General features: G+C 66.2%; 18 protein-coding genes. 4 read left to right on the top strand and 14 right to left on the bottom strand.

Annotation, left to right across the window (positions count from 1 at the left end; all coding sequences use genetic code 11):
• Positions 1-20 precede the first annotated feature (20 nt).
• Positions 21-1502, bottom strand: a complete 1482-nt coding sequence (locus WDC82_RS19355) for a PLP-dependent aminotransferase family protein (protein WP_340119034.1) — start codon at positions 1500-1502, stop codon at positions 21-23.
• Between the two features lie 93 nt (positions 1503-1595).
• Positions 1596-1973 carry a hypothetical protein gene (locus WDC82_RS19360; protein ID WP_340119035.1) on the bottom strand — a complete coding sequence of 126 codons (378 nt, stop codon included), beginning with the start codon at positions 1971-1973 and terminating at the stop codon, positions 1596-1598.
• A gap of 205 nt (positions 1974-2178) precedes the next feature.
• Here WDC82_RS19360 and WDC82_RS19365 point away from each other — a divergent pair, with 205 nt between their 5' ends.
• The 4 genes from WDC82_RS19365 (at position 2179) to WDC82_RS19380 (ending at position 6609) form a co-directional block, all read left to right on the top strand.
• The gene (locus WDC82_RS19365) at positions 2179-3303 is read left to right on the top strand and encodes an extracellular solute-binding protein (RefSeq protein WP_340119036.1); all 1125 of its coding nucleotides are present in this window, start codon (positions 2179-2181) and stop codon (positions 3301-3303) included.
• Between the two features lie 235 nt (positions 3304-3538).
• Positions 3539-4630 carry an ABC transporter ATP-binding protein gene (locus WDC82_RS19370; protein WP_340119037.1) on the top strand — a complete coding sequence of 364 codons (1092 nt, stop codon included), beginning with the start codon at positions 3539-3541 and terminating at the stop codon, positions 4628-4630.
• A gap of 192 nt (positions 4631-4822) precedes the next feature.
• Positions 4823-5734 (top strand): ABC transporter permease, encoded by a 912-nt coding sequence (locus WDC82_RS19375; RefSeq protein ID WP_340119038.1) that lies wholly within the window; start codon positions 4823-4825, stop codon positions 5732-5734.
• Positions 5731-6609 (top strand): ABC transporter permease, encoded by an 879-nt coding sequence (locus WDC82_RS19380; RefSeq protein WP_340119039.1) that lies wholly within the window; start codon positions 5731-5733, stop codon positions 6607-6609. Before WDC82_RS19375 ends, WDC82_RS19380 begins: the two co-directional genes overlap by 4 nt.
• Before the next feature lie 76 nt (positions 6610-6685).
• Here WDC82_RS19380 and WDC82_RS19385 read toward each other — a convergent pair whose 3' ends face one another.
• The 12 genes from WDC82_RS19385 to WDC82_RS19440 form a co-directional block, all read right to left on the bottom strand.
• Entirely contained in the window at positions 6686-8005 is a 1320-nt protein-coding gene (locus WDC82_RS19385; RefSeq protein WP_340119040.1) for an aspartate aminotransferase family protein, read from the bottom strand.
• A 148-nt stretch (positions 8006-8153) separates the two neighbouring features.
• Positions 8154-9272 carry an alanine dehydrogenase gene (ald, locus tag WDC82_RS19390; protein ID WP_340119041.1) on the bottom strand — a complete coding sequence of 373 codons (1119 nt, stop codon included), beginning with the start codon at positions 9270-9272 and terminating at the stop codon, positions 8154-8156.
• A gap of 169 nt (positions 9273-9441) precedes the next feature.
• Entirely contained in the window at positions 9442-10245 is an 804-nt protein-coding gene (locus WDC82_RS19395; protein ID WP_340119042.1) for an inositol monophosphatase, read from the bottom strand.
• 149 nt (positions 10246-10394) lie between these two features.
• On the bottom strand, positions 10395-12044 hold the full coding sequence (gene groL, locus WDC82_RS19400) for a chaperonin GroEL (RefSeq protein ID WP_340119043.1): 1650 nt from the start codon (positions 12042-12044) through the stop codon (positions 10395-10397).
• Between the two features lie 15 nt (positions 12045-12059).
• Positions 12060-12347 (bottom strand): co-chaperone GroES, encoded by a 288-nt coding sequence (gene groES / locus WDC82_RS19405; protein ID WP_340119044.1) that lies wholly within the window; start codon positions 12345-12347, stop codon positions 12060-12062.
• A gap of 162 nt (positions 12348-12509) precedes the next feature.
• Positions 12510-13850, bottom strand: coding sequence for a GTPase HflX (hflX, locus tag WDC82_RS19410; RefSeq protein WP_340119045.1), 1341 nt, complete (start codon positions 13848-13850; stop codon positions 12510-12512).
• Between the two features lie 137 nt (positions 13851-13987).
• A complete protein-coding gene (gene hfq / locus WDC82_RS19415; RefSeq protein ID WP_193370637.1) occupies positions 13988-14245 on the bottom strand; it encodes an RNA chaperone Hfq in 258 nt (85 codons plus the stop codon).
• A gap of 236 nt (positions 14246-14481) precedes the next feature.
• A complete protein-coding gene (locus WDC82_RS19420; RefSeq protein WP_340119046.1) occupies positions 14482-15192 on the bottom strand; it encodes an HAD family hydrolase in 711 nt (236 codons plus the stop codon).
• On the bottom strand, positions 15189-16052 hold the full coding sequence (locus tag WDC82_RS19425) for a D-amino-acid transaminase (RefSeq protein ID WP_340119047.1): 864 nt from the start codon (positions 16050-16052) through the stop codon (positions 15189-15191). Before WDC82_RS19425 ends, WDC82_RS19420 begins: the two co-directional genes overlap by 4 nt.
• 51 nt (positions 16053-16103) lie before the next feature.
• Positions 16104-17480 (bottom strand): Trk system potassium transporter TrkA, encoded by a 1377-nt coding sequence (gene trkA, locus WDC82_RS19430; protein ID WP_340119048.1) that lies wholly within the window; start codon positions 17478-17480, stop codon positions 16104-16106.
• 36 nt (positions 17481-17516) lie between these two features.
• Positions 17517-18908 (bottom strand): sigma-54 dependent transcriptional regulator, encoded by a 1392-nt coding sequence (locus WDC82_RS19435; protein WP_340119049.1) that lies wholly within the window; start codon positions 18906-18908, stop codon positions 17517-17519.
• A complete protein-coding gene (locus WDC82_RS19440) occupies positions 18901-21231 on the bottom strand; it encodes a PAS domain-containing sensor histidine kinase (protein ID WP_340119050.1) in 2331 nt (776 codons plus the stop codon). Before WDC82_RS19440 ends, WDC82_RS19435 begins: the two co-directional genes overlap by 8 nt.
• Positions 21232-21275: the final 44 nt, after the last annotated feature.

Here is a 21275-nt window from a genome sequence, read left to right on the forward strand (position 1 = left end):
CGCCCGCCTTCGCTTTTTCCTCAGGCCCCCAGTTCCATCGCCCGCGCCACCAGGCGGCTAAGGCCCTCCAGGCCCGGCCCGATGCGCTCCGGCTCGATGGAGGAAAAGCCCAGACGCATGAAATTGCGCGGCGGCTTGGCCGACAGAAAGTGTGCCGAGCCAGGCTCGATGACGATGCCCTCGGCGAGCGCCTCGCGTGCCAGGACATCGGTATCCAGGCTCTTCGGTCCTTCGAGCCAGACCGAGGTGCCGCCGCACGACGGCCGCGGCTTGAACTGCGGCAGCAGGCGTTCCAGCCCCTGCCCCATGGTCTCCCAGCGGGTGCGGAAGTCGCGCTGCAGACGGTGCACCAGGGCGTCGTAGTGGCCGCCGGCGATGAACAGCGCCAGGGTGCGCTGGTTGTTGGTCGCCGGATGGCGCAGCATGAGGCGGCGCAGCAGCCGCGCTTCGAGGATGAACTCCTCGGCGCCGACCATGTAGCCCATGCGCAGGCCCGGGCCGAGGTATTTCGAGAAGCTGCCGATGTAGATCACCCGCCCGCTGCGGTCCATCGCCTTCAAGGCCGTGGTCGGGGCGTGCAGGAAATTGGACTCGGCCTCGTAGTCGTCCTCGATGATGAGGAAGTCGGAGCGTTGCGCGCGCTCCAGCAGTGCCATGCGGCGCTCCAGCGGCAGGGTAACCGTGGTCGGTGACTGGTGGCTGGGTGTCACGTAAGCGCAGGCGCAGCCGTCCAGGCGCTCATCCACCACCATGCCGTCGCTGTCGACCGGAATGGGGCGCAGCTCCGTGCCGTGCAGGCTGAAGATGTTGCGCACGTCGACGTAGCCGGGGTTCTCCACCGCCAGCACCTTGCCCGGACCGGCCAGCAGCTGGGCGATGAGGAACAACGCGTTCTGCGCGCCCAGCGTCACCAGGATCTCCGAAGGCTTCGCCTTGATGCCGCGGCGCGGCAGGACGCGGGTGCGGATCTCCTCGATGAGACGCGGATCGTCGTCGTTGAAGTTGTCTTCCGTCCAGGTCTGGATCGCCTCGACGCCGAGCGCCTGGCGCGAGCACATGCGCCAGGTCGACACCGGGAACAGCTTGGGGTCGGGCTGCCCGTAGATGAAGGGAAAGGGATAGCGCCGCCAGTTGCGCGGCTTGGTCAGGTGATGCTGTTCGGAGGGGCGCAGGCGCAGGCGGTTGAACCAGTCGACATTGGTGGCGCTCTCCTGCTCCGGCAGGGTCACGTGGCCGCCGGCCTGCTGGAACACCATGTCGGTATTCACGAAGTAGCCGATGCGCTCGCGCGAGATCAACAGGCCCTCGTCGGCCAGCGCCTGGTAGGCCAGCACCACGGTATTGCGCGAGACGCTCAGCGAATGGGCCAGCCGCCGGCAGGACGGCAGGGGGTCGCTGCCCGACAGGCGCCCGTCGAGGATGGCGTCGATGAGCTGGCGCCGCAGCTGGGCCTGCAGGCCGAGGTCGCCGTCGTGGCGAACCGGAAAGATGAAATCGCGCAACGGTGGCCTGCCTTCTTGGCTTTTCCTTCGGGCGACAGCTTAGAAGCGCGCCGGAACCTTCTCAAGGGCCAGGGGCGCAAGGCGCAATGGTTGTTAGGGCTGCCCGGCAATCGCCCGGAAGTGGCGGGCCGCCTGCTGACCCTCGTCGGCGCACCATGCGCGCTGGCCGCCAAGGCCACGATTACGCCACTCGCGCTCGGCGGCGATCCAGCCCTGGATCCTCTGTTGCCGGGCGGTTTCGTCGTCGAATCCGCCCGCTGCCGTGATCTGCGCAAGCTCCTTGCGGAAACCCGCTTCGACCGCGGGAGTCAGGGTTCCGCAATAGTTTGTAACAGCAAATTCATAGACGACATCGGCAAGGCCGCGCGCCTCGGCGAAACTGCTGGAAGCCGAGGCCAGGACTATGCAAGCGCCCGCCAGCAAGACGACGCGTCCGCATCGCAGGCCCCATTCGTACACGCCTGGCACCATCAGCTGTCCCGAGTTGGCCTTGACTTGTTTTCAAAGCCGCTGCCAGAGTCAAAGAGTCAAAAGCTAGGCTCAAAAGCCACTTAGAAAATTTGAGCTAACGGGAGGGGCGGCGAACGTGCGCCCCGGGCTTCGTGTCAACGTCTTGGGGAGAACTAGCGTGAAAAGGTCTGGAAAGCCAACATCAAGCGAGAAGACGCACCGCGCGGTGCGGACCTTCACGCGCCGTAACCTGCTGAAGCAGGCGGCGGCTGGTGGCGCTATCGTCGCCGTTGCGCCTGCCATTGTCAGCCGGAAGACGCTTGCTTCTTCGGGTGAACTGAAGGTTATGAACTGGTCGGACTACCTGCCGAAGTCCTTCCTGGAGGGCTTCGAAAAGAAGACCGGCATCGTCATCAAGCACACCCCCTACGGCTCCAATGAAGAGCTGCTGAACAAGATGCGCGCCACCAAGGGCCGCGGCTTCGACCTGGTCGGCCCGACCCTCGACCGCGCCGGCGAGTGGAAGCCGCTCGGCCTGTTGCAACCCTTCGACATGAACCGCGTCGATACCTCCAAGATCGTCCCCGGTATGCTCAAGGGCTCGACCGGTGCCTGGACCTGGGACGGCGGCAACCACCACCTGCCCTACCACTGGGGCACCGAGGCACTGTCCTGGCGCACCGACAAGTGGCAGCAGGAATACTCCAAGCTGTCCTACGGCGACCTCTGGACCCCGGAGATGAAGGGTAAGATCCAGGGCCGCCCGCATTCCATGATGGCCGGCATCGGCCTCTACCTCGATGCCTCCGGCAAGGTGCCGTCCAACCGCATGCTCGACGCCTACAAGGACGAAGCGAACATGCGGCGCATTTGGGAGGAAATCACCAAGTTCGCGGTCGAGCACAAGTCCTGGGTGAAGCAGTTCTGGAACGACGCCGACGCGCAGATCAACGGCCTCATGCAGAACGACGTCGTCATCGGCCAGACGTGGGAAGGTCCAATTCTACGCCTGAAAGGTGAAGGCCAGCCGGTGACCTACATGGCCCCGCAGGAAGGTGCCTTTGCATGGTTGGACGGCCTGTCCATGCCGATCGGCGCGGAGAACATCGACGAGATCTACGAATACATCAACTACGTCTACGACGCGGAAGTGAACGGCCTCATCGCCAACGAAACGAGTTACAACCCGGTGGCGGTTGGGGCGGAAGAGTATCTCAATCCCACGTTCAAGAAGAACTTCAGCGAGGCCTATCCGGGCGATGCGCTCGACCGCCTGTGGTGGTGGCCGCCGTCTGAGCCCTGGTACACCGAGATCCGCGCCGAATACAGCGACAAGTTCGTGGCCGCCTGACCGGCGCACGGCGTATCGGTTTGAGTGAAACGGGTCCCGGCTGTTAGGTCGGGACCCGCTTTCCCATCAGGGTCCCGGCAGCGGCCCGTAGGTGGGATTTGCGACCGCAGAAGGCGGCCGGCGGTGAACGTCCAGTGAAGAGGCGTGACAGCGCGGCTCCCGAGCGGCAGAGGCAGGGCGGTTCCGCGGGTGCCGGGGATGCACCCCGCGGGCGTTACATTGGGGGCGGGCTGGTATGAGCGCAGATGTCGAGCTCGATCACGTGACGATTCGCTTCGGCGAATTCACGGCGGTCGACGACGCGAACCTGAAAATCGAACACGGCGAGTTCTTCAGTTTTCTCGGACCGTCCGGCTGCGGCAAGACGACGATCCTGCGCGCCGTTTCCGGCTTCCTGGAGCCGACCCTCGGCGAGGTGCGCATCGGCGGCCAGAACATGAAAGGCATCGGCCCCAACAAGCGGCCGACCGCGCTGATCTTCCAGAACCTCGCCCTCTTCCCGCTGATGTCCGTCGCCGAGAACATCGCTTTCGGGCTGGAAGTGCGCGGTGTCGGCAAGGCGGAGCGGCGCAAGCGGGCCGATGCGCTGCTGGACCTCATCGCCCTCGACGGTCAGGGCGACAAGAAAGTCGGTGAGCTTTCCGGCGGACAGAAGCAGCGCGTGGCGATCGCCCGCGCGCTCGCCGTCGAGCCGCAGGTGCTGCTGCTGGACGAGCCGCTGTCGGCCCTGGACCTGAAGCTGCGCCAGCATATGCGCACCGAGCTGCGCGCCATCCAGCAACGCGTCGGCATCACCTTCATCTATATCACCCACGACCAGGGCGAAGCGCTGACCATGTCGGACCGCATCGCGGTGATGAGCCAGGGCGTCATCCAGCAGGTCGGCACCGGCGCCGAGGTCTACGAGAACTCGCAGACCGCCTTCGTCGCTTCCTTCGTCGGTGAAAACAATCCCTTCCACGGCAAGGTCGCCGGGGTCGACGGCAAGCATGCCCTGGTCGATACGGCATTCGGGCGGCTGCGCGGGCGCAACGTGCGCGGCATGAACGTGGGAGAGCCGGCCATGCTGTTCGTGCGGCCGGAATCACTCGGTCTGGTGAACGGCGTACGGCCGGCGGAGAACGTGCTGCAGAGCACGGTGTTGCACAGCGAGTTCGAAGGGTCCTTCTTCTCCGTCTTCCTACGCGGCGACGGCGACAAGGACATCGTCATGTCGATGACGAACTCCGGCAACCTGCCCAAGTTCACCCCGGGCCAGCAGACCAGCATCGCCTTCAATGCCGACCGCGCGGTCGTCCTGCCGGTGGGCGAGGTGGCCGATGAGTAGGGCAACCCGAACTGTCATCCCGGCCAAGCGAGCCTGCGAGCGCGAGCCGGGATCCATCGTTGGGCCAGGCGCCCGAGATACGAAGACACAGTCGGGAGCCGGGCAGTGCCGTGGACCCCGGATCGCACGCGCTGACGCTCGTTTGTCCGGGGTGACAAGCTGGGCGGGACGGACGCAGCCGGAGGCCGGCGCATGAGCGGCTTCTTTCAGCGCAACGGCATCATCATCTCGACCTACCTGATCGTGGCGGTGGTGTTCTGGGTGGTCATCATGATCGTCCTGCCGCAGGCCTACATGCTGGACTTCTCGTTTCGGCACAACCTGCCGCCGGCCAAGATCGGCGGGCCGGAGGACGTCTACACCTTCGACAACTACCGCTATCTGCTGTTCGGCAGCCCGGGTTCGTCGGATGCTTTCAACTACCTGCACCTGGAAGTCTTCCTGCGCACCATCATCGCCTCGATCTTCGTGACGCTGATCGACTTCGCGCTGTGCTATCCCATCGCCTACTACATTGCCCAGGTGGCCAAGGGCGGCTACGCGCGCTCGATGATCCTGCTGCTCATCCTGCCGTTCTGGGTGAACGAGATCCTGCGCGCCTTCGCCTTCCGCATCCTCTTCGGCACTTCGGGCGTCATCAACGCGTTCCTGCAGACCCTCGGCATTATCGATCAGCCGATCGACTTCATGCGCGCCGACGTGGCGCTCTATGCCGGCCTCTCCTACGCTTACATTCTGCTGATGGTGTTCCCGCTCTACAACGCCATCGAGAGCCTGGACCACAACCAGGTGGAGGCGGCGCGCGACCTCGGATCGCCGTGGTGGCGCATCCACTGGCGTGTGGTGATGCCGCACGCCAAGCCGGGTATCGCCTCGGGCTGCACCCTGGTGTTCATGCTGGCGGCCGGCGCCCTGGCGGCACCGCAGATTCTCGGCGGGCCGTCCAGCCTGTGGTTCACGCAGATCATCTACCGCTGGTTCAACACCGGCGGCAACTGGCCCCAGGGCGCCGCCTACGCCATCGTGCTGCTGCTCGCCTGCCTGGTCTTCGTGCTGGCGGTGATGAAGATCTTCAAGGTCAGCCTGGGGGAGATCGCACGATGAGCTCCGGGCGCATCCAGAAGCTGCTGGTCGGCTTCTATATCCTGATCTTCTTCCTCTACCTCTTTGCCCCGCTCATCATGATGAGCATGGCCGCCTTCAACGACGTCGACTTCCCGCAGGTGGTGCCTTGGGAGGGCTTCACCTGGCGCTGGTTCCCCGCCCTCTTCGACGACGCGCTGATGATCGAGGGCTTCGTGAACTCGATCTGGATCGGCATCGGTGTCATGGCCGTGTCGGTGCCGATCGGCCTCGCCGCGGCGATTGTCATGACCCAGGTCCACAAGAAGCTGCAGACGGTCTACTACACCGTCGTCGTGTCGCCGGTGCTGATGCCCGGCGTCATTCTCGGCATCTCGACCCTGGTGTTCTGGGACCGCCTTGGGACCATCGTCGATGCCGACTACGAGAGCTTCTACTACAGCGGCATGTTTCTCACGATTGTGGGTCAGTCGACCTTCATCTCGGCCTACACCATGCTGGTGTTCCTCGCCCGCCTGCAGCGCTTCGACCGCACCCAGGAGGAAGCCGCGCTCGATCTCGGCGCCACCCACGTGCAGGTGTTCTGGAAGGTGCTGGTCCCCTTCCTCAGGCCGGCGATCTTCTCGGCCATGGGGCTCGCCTTCCTGACGTCGTTCGAGAACTACAACACCACGGTCTTCACCATTCAGGCGGAGAGCACGCTGACCACGGTGCTGGCCGGCAAGGTACGCATGGGCACCCAGCCAGATCTCGCCGCCCTGGCGGTGCTCATCATCGTCGTGACCCTGATCGGCGCGATCGCCATCGAGGTGGCGCAGCGCCGCGAGATCCGCCGCGACCTCGCCGCCAAGGCGGCCGCCGCCCGGGCCGAGCGCGAGGCGGAAGCGGCGGCATAGTCGCCGTTCCCGACCGCCCCTAACGAAAACGGCCCGTGCATGGCACGGGCCGCTTGCGTTTGAAAGGTCTGTCGCCTTACTGCTTGGCGAGCACGCCGCGGATCTTGGTGAAGATCTCGTCGATGTGCTTGTCCTCGCAGATGAACGGCGGCGAGATCAGCAGGCAGTCGCCGGTCAGCTTCACCATGCAGCCGGCATCGTAAAGCTCCTGCATCACTTTCAGGCCACGCCCGCCCGGCTGGGCCAGCGGCGCCACATCGACACCGCCGATCATGCCGTAACCGCGGATGTCGGTGACGATGGCGAGTTCCTTCAGCCCATAGAGCGCTTCCATGAACTTCGGCGACATTTTCGCGGCGCGCTCGACGAGCTGCTCCTGTTCGAAGATGTCGCGGGTGGCCAGCGCCGCCGCGGAAGCGACCGGGCAGCCCGAGTAGGTGTAGCCGTGGAACAGCTCGATGCCGGCTTCCGGCGCCGCATCCATCAGGGTCTGGTGGACCTTGTCGTTCACCGCGACGGCACCCATCGGCACCACGCCGTTGGTCAGCGCCTTGGCCATGGTGATCATGTCCGGTATCACGCCGAAGCTGTCGGCGCCAAACTGCTTGCCGGTGCGTCCGAAGCCGCAGATGACTTCGTCGAAGATCAGCAGAATGCCGTGCTCATCGCAGATCTCGCGCAGGCGCTGCAGGTACCCCTTCGGCGGGATCAGCGCACCGGTGGAACCGGCGATCGGCTCGACGATGCAGCAGGCAATGGAGTCCGCGCCGTGCAGCTCGACGAAGCGCTGGAGGTCGTTGGCCAGCTCCGCGCCCGTCTCCGGCTGCCCGACCGTGAACTTGTGCTCCGGCAGCTGGGTGTGACGCAGGTGCAGGGCACCCGGCAGGCCCAGGCCGAAGGCCCGCTTGTTGTTGATCATGCCGGCGACGGTCAGGCCGCCGAAGTTCACGCCGTGGTAGCCGCGCTCCCGGCCGACAAGACGCAGGCGCTGCCCTTCGCCCTTGGCCTTGTGATAGGCCAGAGCGATCTTCAGGGCGGTTTCCACCGCTTCGGAGCCGGAGTTGGAGAAGAAGATGTGGTCAAGATCGCCCGGCGTGACCTGGGCGATGCGCCGCGCCACTTCGAATGAGGCGGGATGGCCGAACTGGAACGGCGGCGCGTAGTCCAGGGTGGTCAGCGCCTCGTTCACCGCCGCGGCGATCTCGGGGCGGCCGTGACCCGCGGCGACGCAGAACAGGCCGGCGGAGCCGTCAATCACCTGGTTGCCGTGATCGGTGGTGAAGTACATGCCCTTGGCGCCAGTCAGGATGCGCGGGTTCGCCTTGAAATGGCGGTTCGCCGTGAACGGCATCCAGTGCTGCTCGAGGGAATTCGGAATCGGCGGGATGAAGTTCATCGGCCTGGCTTTCCTGCGGTTTTTGCGAGTTGATACGAAACCTTAGAGTGCAGTCTAGCCCTGCCCGTGCAGGGCGAGCTAGACCCAATTGCCGCCGTTCCGTGAGGCCAGAGCGCCTCGCGGATCGGCAGTTTTCCGCCGTTCCCGGCTAAAGGCCCAGGGCCTCCTCAGCGGGCATGAAGGCCAGGCCGTGAGCATCGGCGACGGCCTTGTAGGTGACTTTGCCGCCGGCCACGTTGAGGCCGTTCTTCAAATGCGGGTCGTCAGCCAGAGCGCGCCGGTAGCCCTTGTCGGCCAGCGCCAGCGTGAAGGGCAGCGTCGCGTTGTTCAGCGCGAAGGTCGAGGTGCGGGCGACGGCGCCGGGCATGTTGGTGACGCAGTAGTGCACGCAACCCTCTTCCACGTAGGTCGGGTCCGCGTGGGTGGTGCCGCGTGAGGTCTCGAAGCAGCCACCCTGGTCGATGGCGATATCGACCAGGGCCGAGCCCGGCCGCATCTGGCGAATCATCTCGCGGGTCACCAGTTTGGGTGCGGCTGCGCCCGGCACCAGCACCGCGCCGATCACCAGGTCGGCGCCGATCACGTGGCGCTCGATGGCGTCGACCGTCGAGTAGATGGTGTTCAGCATGGCGCCGAACTGCATGTCGAGCTCGTAGAGGCGGTCGAGTGAGCGGTCGATGACGGTGACGTGCGCTTCCATGCCCATGGCCATGCGCGCGGCGTTGGTGCCGGAGACGCCGCCGCCGATGATGACGACGCGGGCCGCGGCAACGCCGGGTACGCCGCCCAGCAGCATGCCGGAGCCGCCCTGCGCCTTCTCCAGGCAGTGGGCGCCGACCTGCACCGACATGCGCCCGGCGACCTCGCTCATCGGCGACAGCAGCGGCAGGCCGCCGCGCGCGTTGGTCACCGTTTCATAGGCAACGGCGATGCAGCCGGACTTCACCAGGCCCTGGGTCTGCTCCAGGTCGGGCGCCAGGTGCAGGTAGGTGAACAGCACCTGGCCCTCGCGCAGCTGAGCGTACTCGGACGGCTGCGGCTCCTTCACCTTCACCACCATCTCCGCCTTGGCGAAGACCGTCGCTGCGTCGGGCGCGATCTGGGCCCCCGCGGCCTGGTAGTCGGCATCGGAAAAGCCGATCCCCTCGCCTGCCGTGGTTTCGACCATGACCTTATGGCCGTGATGAACCAGCTCGCGCACCGAGGAGGGCACCAGGCCGACCCGGTATTCGTGGTTCTTCACTTCCTTTGGCACGCCGACGAGCATGATAGACCTGTCCTCTCCGTGTTCATTTGTTCGCTGTTTCACCGGGCCATAGGGGAAATCTCGCCGCGCCGGTCGCCGGCGCACAGCCCGCTGGACCCGCACCGTAGGCGGTCCATTGGTCTACTTCCAGTGCCAGTTTTTCCCAGCGCGTGAGGCCAGGACGGGCGGCTCAGTCGCCCAGCAGGGTGTCCCGCAGGGCGTTCCAGCTCGCCGGGTCGGGCGCCATGAGCAGGCCCGTCTCGCGGTAGCGGCCGGCCTTGTAGGGGGTGCCGTCGAAGCAGAGGGCGGTGCCGCCGGCCTCGCTGTGCAGCAGGGTGCCGGGGACGTGGTCCCAGGGCATCAGGCGGGTGAAGAGGGAAAAGTGGGTCTCTCCGGCGGCCAGGCGCAGGTATTCGGCGCCTGCGCAGCGCAGCGACTTCACCGCGGCCACGCCGGCGCGGCGCTGGTCGATGCGGCGTGCCAGCTCCGCCGGGGCATAGCTGGAGGCATGCAGGCTGCCGGTCATGCGCGCCGGCGTGTCGGCGGCGGCGACCGTCATCCGCCGGCCGCCCATCCAGGCGCCGCCGCCGCGCTCGGCGATGCCGAAGCGACCGCTCACCGGCTCCAGGATCCAGGCCGCGGCGCTCTCGCCGGCCTGCACCAGGGCGAGCATGATGGCGAAGACCGGGCGGCCGTGGGCGAAGTTGCGGGTGCCGTCGATGGGGTCGATGATCCACACCGGCGCATCGGCGGTGACCTGCGCCATCAGGCCCGGGTCGGCGTGGACCGCCTCCTCGCCCACCACCAGGGAGCCCGGCAGCAGATCCTTCAGGCGTGCGGTCAGGCGCGCCTCGACCGCCACGTCCACCACGGTGACCAGTTCGCCGGCGACCTTCTCCTCGATTTCGTGGGCGGCCAGGGACTGGAAGCGCGGCAGGACATCCTCCGCCGCGACCTCCTCGATCACGGCGGCGATTTTGGCAACGTCGATCAAGGGAACTCCTGGCTTTGTCGGACGGGCTTGCGGGGTCGGGACCCCGAAAATAGCCGCTTGGCGGGCAAGGAAAAAGGGCCGCGGCGATGCCGCGGCCCTTATCCTTACGCTTTGGCCCGAAAAGGATGGGGCTGCCGGGAGGCGGGAGCTTAGAAGCCCATGCCACCCATGCCGCCCATGCCACCCATATCCGGAGCCGCCGGAGCGCTGTCCTTCTTTTCGGGAGCGTCGGCGACCATGGCTTCGGTCGTGATCAGCAGGCCGGCGATCGAGGCCGCGTCCTGCAGCGCCGTGCGCACGACCTTGGTCGGGTCGATGATGCCGGCCTTGAACATGTTCACGTACTTGCCGTTCTGGGCGTCGAAGCCGAGCGCCGGGTCCTTGGCGTCGTTGATCTTGCCGACGACGATGGAACCCTCATGGCCGGCGTTCTCGGCGATCTGACGGATCGGCGCCTGCAGCGCGCGGGCGACGATCTCAACGCCGACACGCTGGTCGTCGTTGGCCGGCTCCAGCTTGGCGAGCACCTTGGCGGCGTTCAGTAGGGCCGTGCCGCCGCCGATGACGATGCCTTCCTCGACCGCGGCGCGGGTGGCGTTCATCGCGTCTTCGACGCGATCCTTGCGCTCCTTCACCTCGACTTCGGTCGCACCGCCGACGCGCAGGACGGCAACGCCGCCAGCCAGCTTAGCCAGACGCTCCTGCAGCTTCTCGCGGTCGTAGTCCGAGGTGGTCTCCTCGGCCTGCGCCCGGATCTGCGCACAGCGGCCCTGGATTTCCTTCTTCTTGCCGGCGCCGTCGACGACGGTGGTCTCTTCCTTGGTGATGACCACGCGCTTGGCCGAACCCAGCATGTCGAGGGAAGCGGTCTCCAGCTTGATGCCGAGATCTTCGGAGATCACCTGGCCGCCGGTGAGGATCGCGATGTCCTCCAGCATGGCCTTGCGGCGGTCACCGAAGCCCGGCGCCTTCACGGCGGCGACCTTCAGACCGCCACGCAGCTTGTTCACCACCAGGGTCGCCAGGGCCTCGCCCTCGACGTCCTCGGCGACGATCAGCAGCGGCCGGCCGGACTGCACGACGGCTTCCAGCAGCGGCAGCATGGGCTGCAGGCCGGAGAGCTTCTTCTCGTGCAGCAGGATGTAGGGGTTCTCCATCTCGCAGACCATCTTCTCTGCGTTGGTGATGAAGTACGGCGACAGGTAGCCGCGGTCGAACTGCATGCCCTCGACCACGTCCAGCTCGGTCTCGAGGGACTTCGCCTCTTCCACCGTGATGACGCCTTCCTTGCCGACGCGCTCCATGGCCTCGGCGATCATCGAGCCGATCTCGGCCTCGCCGTTGGCGGAGATGGTGCCGACCTGGGCAACCTCGCCGGTGGTGGAGATCTTCTTGGACTTCTTCTTCAGCTCGGCGACCACGGCCTCGACGGCCAGGTCGACGCCACGCTTCAGGTCCATCGGGTTCATGCCGGCGGCAACCGCCTTGGCGCCCTCGCGGACGATCGACTGGGCCAGCACCGTCGCGGTGGTGGTGCCGTCACCGGCGATGTCGTTGGTCTTCGAGGCCACTTCGCGCACCATCTGGGCGCCCATGTTCTCGAACTTGTCGGAGAGCTCGATCTCCTTGGCCACCGTGACACCGTCCTTGGTGGTGCGCGGGGCACCGAAGGACTTGTCGATCACCACGTTGCGGCCCTTGGGGCCGAGGGTAACCTTCACGGCATCGGCCAGAATGTCGACGCCCCGCAGCATACGCGTGCGGGCATCGGCGCCAAACTTAACGTCTTTCGCAGCCATATCTGGTTCTCTTCCTTATTGCAGAACGCCCATGATGTCCGACTCACGCATGATCAGCATGGTCTTGCCATCCAGCTTCACTTCGGTGCCCGACCACTTGCCATAGAGGACCTTGTCGCCCTTCTTGACGTCCAGAGCGGTCAGCTTGCCGTCCTCGCCCCGGGAGCCCGGACCCACGGCAAGAACCTTGCCTTGCATGGGCTTTTCCTTGGCAGTGTCGGGAATGATGATTCCGCCGGCGGTCTTTTCTTCTTCCTCCAGCGGTTCAACCACGACACGGTCGTGCAGCGGCCTGAATTTCATGGAATCTACCCTGTCTGGTTTGTTGGTTCGGATGAAAGCTCACTCAAGGCTCTCATGAGCCTGCCAGTCAGCCCCGACCCGCCGGAAGAACCCGCGGGACCGGTATTAGCACTCACCAGCGGCGAGTGCTAGCGCAGCATATAGAAGGCTGGCAAAGCGGAGTCAACCGCCGGAGACGAGGTTTTCCGGCACGGCGGGCGCTTCGCTGACCAGAAGGGCCAGATTCTCCGCGTTTTCAACGCTTGCGCCAAATTTCTTAAGGAAGCGCTCCAGATCCTGCTGGGCGATGCGGACGTCGACCTCGGTGGCCAGCCCCTCGTCGCGCCGGGCCAGCACCTCGCCGTGGTCGTAGAGCCAGGCGAGCGGCGCCCCCTCGGCCAGCTTGAGGGCGACGGTGACCTGGCGGCGCCGGGCCGCCAGGTGGCGGTCGATCAGCGCCAGGACGTCGTCGCAGCCGGCGCCCGTCAGCGCCGAGCACAGCGCCCCGTTGCCCTGCTCGGCGATGCGCTGGGCAAGGTGGGCGCGGGCGGCGGCATCCAGCAGGTCGGCCTTGTTCAGGACCTCCAGCACGTGCCCGGCGGCTTCCGAGATGCCGAGATCGGCCAGCACCGCCTGAACGTCGGCCTGCTGGGCCAGGCTGTCCGTGTGGGCGGCGTCGCGCACGTGGAGGATGAGGTCGGCCTCGATGACCTCTTCCAAGGTCGCCCGGAAGGCGGCCACCAGATCGGTCGGCAGGTCGGAGATGAACCCGACGGTGTCGGACAGGATGATGGTCTGCCCCGAGGGCAGCACGGCCCGCCGCATGGTCGGGTCGAGGGTCGCGAACAGCTGGTCGCGGGCCAGCACCTTGGCCTCCGTCAGGCGGTTGAACAGCGTCGACTTGCCGGCGTTCGTGTAGCCGACCAGGGCGACCACGGGATAAGGCACGCGCTGACGCGCGCCGCGGTGCAGGCCGCGGGTGCGCTGGACCTGGTCCAGTTCCTTCTTCAGCCTGACGATGCGCTCGGTGATCAGCCGGCGGTCGATCTCCAGCTGGCTTTCGCCCGGGCCGCCCATGAAGCCGAAGCCGCCGCGCTGGCGCTCCAGGTGGGTCCAAGACCGCACCAGGCGGGAGCGCTGGTAGGTGAGCGCCGCCAGTTCGACCTGCAGCTTGCCTTCCTTGGTGCGCGCGCGGGCGCCGAAGATCTCGAGGATCAGGCCGGTGCGGTCGATGACCTTGCAGTTCCAGGCGCGCTCGAGGTTGCGCTGCTGGACCGGCGTCAGCGCCGCGTCGACCATCACCACGTCAATTTCCAGCAGCCGGAACTCCTCGGCCAGGCGCTCCACCGCACCGCCGCCCATCAGGGTCGCCGGCTTGGCCTTCTTGACCGGCACGACCTCGCTGCCCATCACCTCGACCTCGATGGCGGCGGTCAGGCCGACGGCCTCGGCCAGGCGCGCCGCGGGGGCACGCAGGCCGGGATGCAGCATGTCGGGATGCAGGACGAAAGCGCGTTCGGTCATGATCTTTGCGGTCGGTCGCGGTCCGTGGACGATGGGGTCCCTGGGCTTCGGGGTCGGCGGCGGCGCCGGGGCGCCGCCCCTTTGCATTCAGGCCTTCACTGCCTGGGAAATCAGCCTTGCCGCGACCGCCGGCAAGATCAGCCTTCGGCGGCTTCTTCTTCCTTGGTGGGATCGAAGAGCTGGACCGGGGTGGCCGGCATCACGGTCGAAATGGCGTGCTTGTACACCAGCTGCGAATGCGCGTCGCGGCGCAGCAGAACGGAAAAATTGTCAAACCAAGTCACGATCCCCTGCAGCTTTACGCCGTTCACCAGGAAAACGGTCACCGGGACCTTGTTCTTCCGGATGTGGTTGAGGAATACATCTTGAACGCTTTGGTTCTTTTCAGCGGCCATTTTCGCACCTTGTTCTTGTTCTTAAACAGCGATCGTCTGATCTTGTTTCTGGCCCTTGCACGCCTTGCCGCGGCAGCCGCTGCCCGCCCTTTTCATCACTCCGGCGGAAATGCGGCACCGCACAAGCGCGGAACCCAGACGGACCTTCCTAACACGGCTTGCGTGAAATGAAAAACCATCCTGTAGGGGTACCGGCAGCCCCACGGGCGGCACGGGCTTCGCTCACGCGAAGTCTCCTATTTGCGGTTCAACCCCTCGGTTTTCAAGGGCTTTGAGCCGGCGCTTTGCGCCAGGACTTTGAGCGTGAGTTCACTGAAGGCCGCGCAGTCGGCCACGTGGCCGCCAAGCGGCCGCCCGTCGAACTCTTCGGCCCCCGGGGCCTCGGCCCGCAGCAGGATCGCCGTGCAGCCGGCGTTGCGGGCGCAGAGGATGTCGATGTCGGTGTCGCCAACGAACCACACCGCCGGACCGGCGGCGATGCCGCTGCCCCTCAGGGCGAAATCCACCACCTCCGGCGACGGTTTGTCGCAGGCGGCATCGGTGGCGCCGACCACCGTGCTGAAGAAGCGGTCCCAGCCCAGCTCGGCCGACTCCAGCCGCAGGATATCGCCGCGCTTGTTGCTGACCACGCCGAGCAGCAGGTCGTCGGCGGCGGCCAGCGCCGCCAGCATCTCCCCGGCACCCGGCAGGGCGCGAAGCTGGCTCAGGTGGTCGGCCTCGTAGGTGCGGTAGAACACCTTCGTCGCTTCGTCGGCCCGTTCGCCAAACAGCCGGGGGAAGGAATCGCGCGCCGACTGGCGTACGTTCTGACGGGTCTCCTCCAGGGTCCAGGGCCGCTGGCCCATGGCGTGGAAGGTCGCCGTCATGGCGTGGTGGATGACGGCCCAGCTGTCGACCAGGGTGTTGTCCCAGTCGAACAGGATGGCTTTCGGGGCCGGCAGGCTCATGCGCTTTTCTTCAGGTTCTGCATGTAGTCCATGTAGTGCTGGCGCAGCTTGCCGGTCAGGATGCCGGGGTGGCCGTTGCCGATCGGCTTGCCGTCCAGCTGGGTGATCGGCAATACGAAGGAGGTGCTGGAGGTGAGGAAAGCCTCCTTGGCATTCTTCGCTTCGTCGACCGAGAAGCAGCGCTCCTCCAGCTCGTAGCCTTCCTTGCGGATCAGTTCCAGCAGCGTGATGCGGGTGATGCCGTTGAGGATCGAATGGGTGGCGTCGCGGGTGACCACCCTGTTGTCCGGCGTCACGATCCAGGCGTTGGTCGAGGTGCCTTCGGTCACCATGCCGTCGGCGTCGACCTGCCAGGCCTCGTAGGCCCCCGCCTCCACCGCGGCTTGCTTGCCGAGGATGTTGGGCAGCAGGGAGACCGACTTGATGTCGCAGCGGTCCCAGCGCTGGTCCGGCACGGTGATGACCTTCAGCCCCTCGTCCAGCAGTTGCTGGCTGTGCGGCTTCACCTGGCGGGTCGTCATCACCAGGGCCGGCTTGGCGCCTTTGGGGAACTTGTGGTCGCGCGGCGCCACCCCGCGGGTGATCTGCATGTAGACGAAGCCGTTGGTCAGGCCGTTACGCCGCATCAGCTCGCGTGACACCAGCTTCAGCGCGGGACGCGACATCGGCTCGACGATGCGCAGCTCCCTGAGCGAGCGGTCCAGGCGGTCAAGGTGCAGGTCCTCGTCCACCAGAATCCCGTTGAACACCGGCACCACCTCGTAGACGCCGTCGGCGAACTGGTAGCCGCGGTCCTCGATGTGCACGGCGGCGTCGCGATGCGGCAGGTAGCGGCCGTTGACGTAGGCTTGACGGGGCATCCGCAGCCTCTCCTTTCGACTCGGGCAGGGTTGAAGAAAGCCGGTGCGATCCTAGAAAAACTCGAGCTTTACCGCAAAGAGCTTCTCGACCTTCTTGACCGCCTCCGAACGCGCGAAGATGACCACCAGGTCGTTCGGCCGGGTGACGGTATCGCCGCGCGGGATGATGACCTCGTCGCCGCGCACGATGGCGCCCACGATGACGCCGTCCGGCAGGCGCGCCTCGCGGATCGGCACGCCGACCAGGCTGGAGGTCTCCAGCGCTTCGGCCTCGATCACCTCGCCGAAATCCTCGCTGAGCGAGTGGACCGAGCGGATGCGGCCGCGGCGCACGTGCTGCAGAATCTTGGAGACCGTGATGGCGCGCGGGCTGACCACGGTGTCGATGCCCAGGGTGCCGACCAGTGGCCCGTAAGAGGTCTTGTTGATCAGGGTCACCGCCCGCTTGCAGCCATAGCGCTTGGCCAGCAGCGAGGTGAGGATGTTCACCTCGTCGTCGTTGGAGACGGCGATCACCGTCTCGGCGATGGAGGCATTGGCCTCCTCCAGGATCTCGGTGTCGAGGGCATCGCCGTGGATCACCACGGTGCGCTGCAGCGCCTGGGCCACGATCTCGGCCCGGCGCTTGTCGACCTCGATCACCTTGAGGTTCACCTGCGGATGGTTTTTCTCAACCGCGTGCGCCAGGTTGAGGCCGATGTTGCCGCCGCCGACGATGATGACGCGGCGCGCCTCCTTCTCCTCGTGACCGAAGGCGGCCATGGTCCGCTGCAGGTGGCTGGTATCGGCAACCAGGTAGACGTCGTCGCCGGCGCGCATGTCGTCATCCGGTGTCGGCACGAAGCCCTTGCCGTCGCGCGAGATGCCGATGACCACGATGTGGAGGTCCGGAAACAGCGCCGTCAGCTGGCGCAGCGGCGTATTGATGACCGGGGTGTCCTCGCTGCAATGCAGGCCGATCAGGCTCACCTTGCCGTCGGCCAGCGGCTGCACGTCGAAGGCGCCGGGCAGCTGCAGGCGCCGCTCAATGGCCCGCGCCACCTCGATCTCCGGCGAGATGATGACGTCGATCGGCATGTGCTCGCGGCTGAACAGATCCGACCACATGGGCTCCAGGTAGCTCTGGTGGCGCACGCGGGCGATCTTGGTCGGCACCTCGAAGATCGAATGGCAGATCTGGCAGGCGACCATGTTCACTTCGTCGGCGTAGGTCACGGCGATGACCATTTCGGCGTCGCCTGCACCGGCGCTTTCCAGCACGTCCGGATGCGAGGCGAAGCCGACCAGCCCCTTCACATCCAGAGAGTCGGTGATCTTCTCGATCAACTCACGCGATTGGTCGATGACGGTGACGTCGGCGTTTTCGCTCGCCAGATAGCGCGCGATGTTGAAGCCGACCTGGCCGGCACCGCAGATAATGACTTTCATTGCCTAGATGACTCCGATGACCCGGCTGCCGCTCATTCAGGCGCGCTCCACCGTGCCGACGCCCAGCGAGCGCAGCTTGCGGTGCAGGGCGGAGCGTTCCATGCCGACGAAGGACGCGGTGCGAGAGATGTTGCCGCCGAAACGCATGACCTGCGCCTCCAGGTACTTGCGCTCGAAGACTTCGCGGGCCTCGCGCAGCGGGAGGGACATGATTTCCTCGCCCGTTTCGCCGGGCAGCGAGGCCGGCGCGGAGGCGCCGATTTCCGGCGGCAGCATATCCGGGCGCACGGCATCCCTGGGCAGGCCCGGCGCCATGATGAGGACCCATTCGATGACGTTGCGCAGCTGGCGCACGTTGCCCGGCCACTCGTAGGCGCGCAGCGCCGCCAGGGCATCGTCGCTCAGCGTGCGGGCCGGCAGGCCGGCATTCTCCGCTGCGCGGTCCATGAAATAGGCGACCAGTTCCGGGATGTCCTCGCGCCGCTCGCGCAGCGACGGCACCTCGATGGGCACCACATTGAGGCGGTAGAAGAGGTCTTCGCGGAAGCGGTTCTCGCCGATCAGGGATGGCAGGTCGCGGTTGGTCGCCGCGATCACCCGCACGTCCACGGCGATCCGCTTGTCGCCACCGACCCGCTGGAAGGTCTGTTCCTGCAGAACCCGCACGATCTTGCCCTGAGTCTCCATCGGCATGTCGGCGACCTCGTCGAGGAACAGGGTTCCGCCGTGGGCGCGCTCGAAGGTGCCAATCTTAGCGGTGTTCTCACCGTCGCCCTGCCCCGGCTCGACACCGAACAATTCCGGCTCCAGGCGGTCCGGATGCATGGTCGCGCAATTCAAGGCCACGAAGGGCGCCAGGGCGCGGTGCGAGCAGTTGTGCAGCTGGCGCGCGATGACCTCCTTGCCGGCACCCGCGGGACCGGTGATCAGCACGCGGCTGCCGGTCGGCGCCACCTTGCGGATCGCCTGGCTGACCTGGTGATACCAGTGCGACGAGCCGATGAAGTCGGACGATTGGCCGACGCGCAGGCGCAGTTCCTCGTTCTCGCTGCGCAGCCGCGCAGCCTCGATGGCACGCTGTACGACCAGCAGCAGGCGGTCCGACTTGAAAGGCTTTTCGATGAAGTCGTAGGCGCCGAGCTTGATGGCGTTGACGGCGGTCTCGATATTGCCGTGGCCGGAGATCATGACCACCGGCGTGCTGGGAAACTCCTGCTTGATGACGCTCAGCAACTCCATGCCGTCGAGCGCCGAGTTCTCCAGCCAAATGTCGAGCACCACCAGGCTGGGCTGGCGCTGGCGCAGCAGCGCGAGGGCGCTGTCGCTGTCGCCGGCGTCGCATGTTTCGTAGCCTTCATCCTGCAGGACGCCGGTAATCAGCATCCGGATGTCGACTTCGTCATCGACGATGAGAATTTCGTTACCCATTTCCCGCAGCTCTCTCCACGGCCGGGCTTTCGACCGCGGTCTCCATCTTCTGGTCCGCAGGCTCGCTGTCGGCCGCTTCGTCACGCAAGGGGAACACCAGACTGACCACGGCGCCACCCCCTTCCCGATCGCGAAGAATTAGATCACCGCCGTGATCCTCCATGATCTTCTTCACAATTGCGAGGCCGAGTCCAGTGCCGCGCTCGCGGGTGGTGACATAGGGCTCGGTCAGCCGGTGGCGGTTGGCCTCGGGCAGACCCTTGCCGTTGTCGGAAATTTCGATAACGCAATTGCCGCCTTTGTTGCGCAGCGCGACGTCTATCGCCCCCGCCGGTGTCCCCTCGCCGTCGCGCTGCTGGCGGCCCTCGATGGATTCGATGGCGTTCTTCAGCAGGTTGGTCAGCGCCTGGCCGACCTGGCGGCCGTCACAGGCCAGCACCATCGGCTCCTTGGGCGGTTTGTAGGTAAACTGAACGTTGGTCTGTGCCGTGCGCTGCAGGAACATCGCCTGCTCGACCAGCTTGCCCAAATTCTCTTTGCGCATCACCGGCGCCGGCATGCGCGCGAAGGCGGAAAACTCGTCCACCATGCGGCCGATGTCGCCGACGTGGCGGACGATGGTGTCGGTGCAGACCTGGAAGGTTTCGGCGTCGGTGGTGATCTGGCCGACGTACTTGCGCTTCAGCCGTTCGGCGGCGAGTTGGATCGGCGTCAGCGGATTCTTGATTTCATGCGCGATGCGGCGGGCGATGTCCGACCATGCCGCTTTGCGCTGCGCGGCCAGCAGCTGGGTGATTTCGTCGAAGGTGACGACGAAGCCCATGATGGCGCCGTCTTCCAGTTCGGTGGAGATGCGCACCAGCAGGACGCGCTCGTTGCCGCCGGAATCCGGGATCGACAGCTGCTGCTCGGTGCGTTTGCGGGGCCGTCGGCGCGCCCGCTCCAGCAGGTCGCCGACCTCCGGCATCACCTCGCTCAGGCTGCGGCCGTGCAGCGCCTTTGCGTTCTCGCCCAGGAAGTCGCAGGCCAGACGATTGACCAGGTCGATGCGCCCTGTCGCGTCGAGGCCGATCACCCCCGCGGATACCCCGCCGAGCACCGCTTCGATGAAGCGGTTGCGGTAGTCGAGCTGTTCGTTGGCCTCCAGCAGGGCGTCCTGCTGGCGCTCCAGCTGGCTGGTCATCTTGTTGAAGGCGCGCGACAGGTTGCCGATCTCGTCGCGCCGGGGCTGGCCCAGCACGCGCGCTTTCAGATCGCCCTTGCCGACCCGTTCCGCCGCGGCGATCAGGCTGCCGATCGGCCCGGTCATCTGGTTGGCAAAGGCGAGGCCGATCCACACCGCCACCAGGAGCAGCAGCAGCGCCACCACCAGGAATATCAGCGCGAAGGTGATCTGCAGGCTGAAGCGATTGCCTTCCAGATCCTCGTAGCGCTGGACCGCCCAGCGCGTGCTCTCCATGTGGCCCAGCACGCGCGGATCGACCAGGCGGCCGATATAGAGATAGGCGTCGGCCGCGAGATCCAGCCGCACCAGGGCCCGCACACGGTCCTCGTCCTCCGAGGTCATGATCGCCATGCCCTCGGTGCGGGCGCGATCGAAGGCCCAGTCCGGGATGTCGGGATTGAAGGCCAGCAGGAAGTTGGAGGCGCGCGCCAGCATGCGCCCGGAGCTCTCGTAGACGGCGGCCTCAGTGAGGTAGCGCTGGCCGGCCTGGCGCGTCATCACGCTGTTGAAGAGCGCGGGATTGTAGACCAGCGACGGTCCGCCGCGGTTCAGCACCTGGGCTATGGCGAAGGCGTCCGCGGCGATGGTGCGCTGGTGCTCGTCCAGATAGGCGGCGGCGACGGCACGCGAATTCTTGATGGCGGTGGACACCCGCTCGCTGAACCAGAACTCGAGGCCGAGGTCGAACATGATGACGGAGAACGCGGCGACCAGGATGGTCGGTGCCACCGCGACGACGGAGAACAGGGCCACGAGCCGGCCGTGCAGGCGCGAGCCCGCCCTGCCCTTCTTGCGTTCGATCCTGAGGATGGCCAGGCGGCGGGCGATCAGCGCGGCGAGGCCGAGACTGATGATCAGGTCGGCCAGCAGCAGCAGCAGGATATGCCTGGCATTGCTCGCCACCGACAGGTTGCCGGTCATGGCGACGAAGGTGGCGATGCCGCAGGAGAGACCGGCGGCGAGCAGCACCAGGGCGATGGTCCGCTCGATCTTGATCTGCCGCAGCCAGTGCATCAGCCGGGCGAAGCGGTCAGCGCCTTCCGGCGCCGCGTCTGGCGCACCATCTGGCGCAGCGTCGGGCGTCGTTTCGTCGGCCATGGGGTCGCCACGCGCAGGCGCGACGCCCTCACCGGTCTGTTGTA

The organism is Pelagibius sp. 7325, from assembly GCF_037652055.1.
In the GTDB taxonomy this organism is placed as follows: Bacteria; Pseudomonadota; Alphaproteobacteria; order Kiloniellales; family Kiloniellaceae; genus Pelagibius.

Excerpts from the sequence above, each read along its gene's own strand:
- WDC82_RS19360 (WP_340119035.1), bottom strand. The coding sequence starts at position 1,973 with ATGGTGCCAGGCGTGTACGAATGGGGCCTGCGATGCGGACGCGTCGTC.
- WDC82_RS19370 (WP_340119037.1), top strand. The coding sequence starts at position 3,539 with ATGAGCGCAGATGTCGAGCTCGATCACGTGACGATTCGCTTCGGCGAA.
- WDC82_RS19375 (WP_340119038.1), top strand. The coding sequence starts at position 4,823 with ATGAGCGGCTTCTTTCAGCGCAACGGCATCATCATCTCGACCTACCTG.
- WDC82_RS19380 (WP_340119039.1), top strand. The coding sequence starts at position 5,731 with ATGAGCTCCGGGCGCATCCAGAAGCTGCTGGTCGGCTTCTATATCCTG.
- WDC82_RS19385 (WP_340119040.1), bottom strand. The coding sequence starts at position 8,005 with ATGAACTTCATCCCGCCGATTCCGAATTCCCTCGAGCAGCACTGGATG.
- ald (WP_340119041.1), bottom strand. The coding sequence starts at position 9,272 with ATGCTCGTCGGCGTGCCAAAGGAAGTGAAGAACCACGAATACCGGGTC.
- groL (WP_340119043.1), bottom strand. The coding sequence starts at position 12,044 with ATGGCTGCGAAAGACGTTAAGTTTGGCGCCGATGCCCGCACGCGTATG.
- groES (WP_340119044.1), bottom strand. The coding sequence starts at position 12,347 with ATGAAATTCAGGCCGCTGCACGACCGTGTCGTGGTTGAACCGCTGGAG.
- hflX (WP_340119045.1), bottom strand. The coding sequence starts at position 13,850 with ATGACCGAACGCGCTTTCGTCCTGCATCCCGACATGCTGCATCCCGGC.
- hfq (WP_193370637.1), bottom strand. The coding sequence starts at position 14,245 with ATGGCCGCTGAAAAGAACCAAAGCGTTCAAGATGTATTCCTCAACCAC.
- WDC82_RS19420 (WP_340119046.1), bottom strand. The coding sequence starts at position 15,192 with ATGAGCCTGCCGGCCCCGAAAGCCATCCTGTTCGACTGGGACAACACC.
- WDC82_RS19425 (WP_340119047.1), bottom strand. The coding sequence starts at position 16,052 with ATGCCCCGTCAAGCCTACGTCAACGGCCGCTACCTGCCGCATCGCGAC.
- trkA (WP_340119048.1), bottom strand. The coding sequence starts at position 17,480 with ATGAAAGTCATTATCTGCGGTGCCGGCCAGGTCGGCTTCAACATCGCG.
- WDC82_RS19435 (WP_340119049.1), bottom strand. The coding sequence starts at position 18,908 with ATGGGTAACGAAATTCTCATCGTCGATGACGAAGTCGACATCCGGATG.
- WDC82_RS19440 (WP_340119050.1), bottom strand. The coding sequence starts at position 21,231 with ATGGCCGACGAAACGACGCCCGACGCTGCGCCAGATGGTGCGCCAGAC.